General features: G+C 71.2%; 3 protein-coding genes. 1 reads left to right on the top strand and 2 read right to left on the bottom strand.

The features are described 5' to 3' along the window. Positions 1-191 precede the first annotated feature (191 nt). Positions 192-869 (bottom strand): two-component system response regulator MtrA, encoded by a 678-nt coding sequence (gene mtrA / locus ACFXBC_RS33180; RefSeq protein ID WP_005486885.1) that lies wholly within the window; start codon positions 867-869, stop codon positions 192-194. A 15-nt stretch (positions 870-884) separates the two neighbouring features. Next, positions 885-2003 (bottom strand): S-methyl-5-thioribose-1-phosphate isomerase, encoded by a 1119-nt coding sequence (gene mtnA / locus ACFXBC_RS33175; protein ID WP_385033155.1) that lies wholly within the window; start codon positions 2001-2003, stop codon positions 885-887. A 154-nt stretch (positions 2004-2157) separates the two neighbouring features. On the opposite strand from mtnA, the gene ACFXBC_RS33170 reads away from it, so the two are divergent. Next, complete coding sequence (locus tag ACFXBC_RS33170; RefSeq protein ID WP_385033152.1) at positions 2158-3432, top strand: hypothetical protein; 1275 nt, start codon at positions 2158-2160, stop codon at positions 3430-3432. Positions 3433-3703: the final 271 nt, after the last annotated feature.

Here is a 3703-nt window from a genome sequence, read left to right as displayed (position 1 = left end):
GTCCGCGCCCCCCCCCCCCCCCCACCCCCAGCGGGCCCCGCACTGGGCCCCCCCCAAACCGCCCCGCGCACCCCCCCCCCCCCCCCGGGGGCGGGGGGGGGGGCGGCCCGCCCCCCCCCGCGGGTCCGGCAGGCCGCTCCGGCCGTACTCCCGGCTCCCCGGGCGCCGGAGCGGCGCTGCTCGGAGCCATGTCAGCTCGGTCCGGCCTTGTATCCGACACCACGGACGGTCACCACGATCTCCGGCCGCTCGGGATCCTTCTCGACCTTCGAGCGCAGCCGCTGGACATGCACATTGACCAGCCGGGTGTCCGCGGCATGGCGATACCCCCACACCTGCTCCAGCAGCACCTCACGGGTGAACACCTGCCAGGGCTTCCGGGCCAGGGCGACCAGCAGATCGAACTCCAGCGGGGTCAGCGCGATCGACTGCCCCTCCCGCTTCACGGAGTGACCGGCCACATCGATGACCAGATCACCGATGGCCAGCTGCTCGGGCGCGGGCTCCTCCGACCTCCTCAGCCGCGCCCTGATACGGGCGACGAGCTCCTTGGGCTTGAACGGCTTGACGATGTAGTCGTCGGCTCCCGATTCGAGCCCCACCACCACATCGACGGTGTCGCTCTTCGCCGTGAGCATCACGATCGGCACACCCGACTCGGCCCTGATCAGCCTGCAGACCTCGATGCCGTCCCGTCCGGGCAGCATGAGATCGAGCAGCACCAGGTCCGGCTTGGCCTCACGGAATGCAGCCAGTGCCTTGTCGCCGTCCGCTACAAATGACGGCTCAAAACCTTCACCACGCAGCACAATGCCGAGCATCTCGGCCAGTGCGGTGTCGTCATCGACGACAAGGACGCGTCCCTTCATACCGCCATCATCCCATTAGCTCATCGTTACCCGGCGTGACCTGCCACACAATGCGGTGAGTGCGTCCCTGGTGACAGGGGACACGACTCCCGCCTCCGTGACGACGGCCGTCACGAGCTCGGGAGGCGTGACATCGAACGCGGGGTTGTACGCCTGCGCCCCCGGCGGCGCCACCGGCACCCCACCGAACTCCGTCACTTCGCTGCCCGCCCGCTGCTCCACCTCGATGCCCGCACCGTCCGGTGTGGACAGATCGACCGTGGTCGTCGGAGCGACGACGACGAATGGCACATGGTGGTACTTGGCCAGCACAGCCAGCGGATAACTGCCCACCTTGTTGGCCACCGAGCCGTCCGCAGCGATCCGGTCGGCACCGATCAGTACGGCGTCCACCTCACCCGCCGCGAAGAGCGAACCGGCCGCGTTGTCGGTGAGCACCGTGTACGCCATCCCGTTCCGGGCCGCCTCGTACGCCGTCAGCCGCGCCCCCTGCAACAGCGGACGTGTCTCGTCCACCCACAGACGCCGCAGACTGCCCGCACGGTGCGCCGCCAGGGCCACGGCGAAAGCGGTGCCCTCACCGGCAGACACCAGCGCCCCGGTGTTGCAGTGCGTCAGTATCCGGTGGCCGCCGCCCGGCAGCAGCTCGTCGAGGAGCGCGAGGCCATGGGCCGCCATCTGCCGGCTGGCCCCGACATCCTCCTGGTCCAGCGCCCTGGCCTCCCTGAGCGCCACCGCCGCTGCCGCACCGCTGTCCGCACCACCGCGGACAGCTGCCCGGTACGCCTCGGCCACCCGGTGCACCCCGTACCCCAGGTTCACCGCCGTGGGCCGCGCCCCGGCGAGGAGCGCCGCGGCCTCCTCCACGTCATATCCCCGTACGGCGGCCAGCGCGACCCCGTAAGCTCCGGCGACCCCGAGCAGCGGAGCTCCCCGGACAGCGAGGGTCTGGATCGCACGGACCAGCGCGGGAACGTCCGTGCACACCAACTCGACCTCCTCGCCGGGCAATCGAGTCTGGTCGAGCAGGACGACAACCGCGCCTTCCGGCCCCTCCGGCGGCTCGTCCCAGCGAAGTGAGGGAAGCATGGGCGGCCCCGCGCCCGGCGGGGTTTGTGCGTCCTGATCAGCCATCCGCACAGTCTGCCCCGTGGGGCACCGACAATTGAAGGTGCGAGGGAGATACAGCAGCGGCTCCGCTGCCGCACCCCGCATGACACGATGGCTGCCGACCTGCTGCCTCGACGCGCGACAGGCTTGCGGGGGCCAGGCATGTGAAGGAGCGACAATGAACGACTCTCCGGGCTGGGCCTCGCCCGGATCCGCCCCGTCGGACGGCCGGCAGCCGGACGTCCCACCGCCCGCCGGACCGGCCGACGAGGGGGAAACCCCTTCGAAGTGGTCCAGCGACCAGCCCCCGGCCGCCGAGTGGACCGCGCCGAACCCGCCCGTACCACCGCAGCAGAAGCCCGGCCGGGGCCCGCGCGCACATGCCGACAGCGCGGGTCGGCAGCCGGCCGGCGGCTGGGGGCCGCAGCAGGGCGGCCACACCGGCTGGGGCGGACCACAGCAGGGCGGCTGGGGAAACCAGCAGCCCGACGTGGCCAAACCGGGCATCATCCCGCTCCGGCCCCTCGGCGTGGGAGAGATCCTCGACGGCGCGGTGGCCACGATGCGCGCCCACTGGCGGACGGCGTTCGGCCTCACCATCGGCGTGGCAGCCGTCGTCCAGCTCTGCTCGGTCCTCATCCAGCACTACGCACTCCCCGAGCCCGCCTCGATCGACAGCGGAGCCAGTCCCTCCGAGCAGCTGCACCAGAGCCTGGACTCGCTGCGGACGAGTCTGCTGAGCCTGGGTCCGGTGTACGCGATCACGCTGATCGGCACGATCTTCACGACAGCCGTACTCACCATGGTCGTCAGCCGCTCCGTGCTGGGCCGCCCGGTGACGCTCGCCGACGCCTGGCACGAGGCCAGGCCTCAGCTCGGGCGGCTGACGGGGCTCAGCCTGCTGCTGCCCGTCGGCTACGCCGCGGTGATGACCGTCGGACTCCTCCCCGGCCTCCTGGTCGGCGGCTCCGAGGGCGCCGGACTGGCCGCACTCGGCGGGCTCGCCGCGATGCTCGTGGTCGTCTGGCTGTGGGTCTGCTTCAGCCTGGCCGGTCCGGCGCTGATGCTGGAGCGGCAGGGCATCGCGTCAGCGCTGCGCCGCTCGGCGAAGCTGGTCAAGGGCGTCTGGTGGCGCATCTTCGGGATCACCCTGCTGACCCTGGTCCTGACCGCCCTCGTGTCGGGGCTCATCGATCTGCCGTTCAACGCGGCCGCGATGGTCGCCGACGGCAAGGGCATCGGCGATCTCGTCTCCGACAAGACCCCGGACTTCGGCTGGCCGTATCTGATCGTCAGCGGCATCGGCGCCATGCTCACCACAGCACTCACCTACCCGTTCACGGCCGGTGTGACGGTGCTCCTCTACGTCGACCAGCGCATCCGCCGCGAGGCGCTGGACATCGACCTCGCGCGTTCCGCCGGCGTACCCGGCTACGAGAACGCCAGCAGCTGATCCGCTCCGCCGCCGGCAACGGCGGCCCGGCTGTGTGGCTGTGTGGCTGTGTACGCGGATGTGTCGCCGCGTACACAGCCCCGCACAGCCTGGCGCCACTGGGCCCCACAGTTCCCGACGCACCACCCACCCACGGCATCGGAGACGGGAGCCGGCTGTCGGCGCAGAAGCAAGCGAACTACGGAACCCGGTGTATGAACTGCACGTGGACGCAGAAATGTGGGGCGGCCCCCCCCCCCACCTCGACGGGGGGGGGGGCCTCAAAAGTTGT

It is taken from the genome of Streptomyces sp. NPDC059398 (assembly GCF_042751845.1).
Classification (GTDB): Bacteria; Actinomycetota; Actinomycetes; order Streptomycetales; family Streptomycetaceae; genus Streptomyces.
Note: the sequence above shows the minus strand (reverse complement) of the source record. Positions and strands in the feature narration are given on the sequence as shown.

Excerpts from the sequence above, each read along its gene's own strand:
- mtrA (WP_005486885.1), bottom strand. The coding sequence starts at position 869 with ATGAAGGGACGCGTCCTTGTCGTCGATGACGACACCGCACTGGCCGAG.
- mtnA (WP_385033155.1), bottom strand. The coding sequence starts at position 2,003 with ATGGCTGATCAGGACGCACAAACCCCGCCGGGCGCGGGGCCGCCCATG.
- ACFXBC_RS33170 (WP_385033152.1), top strand. The coding sequence starts at position 2,158 with ATGAACGACTCTCCGGGCTGGGCCTCGCCCGGATCCGCCCCGTCGGAC.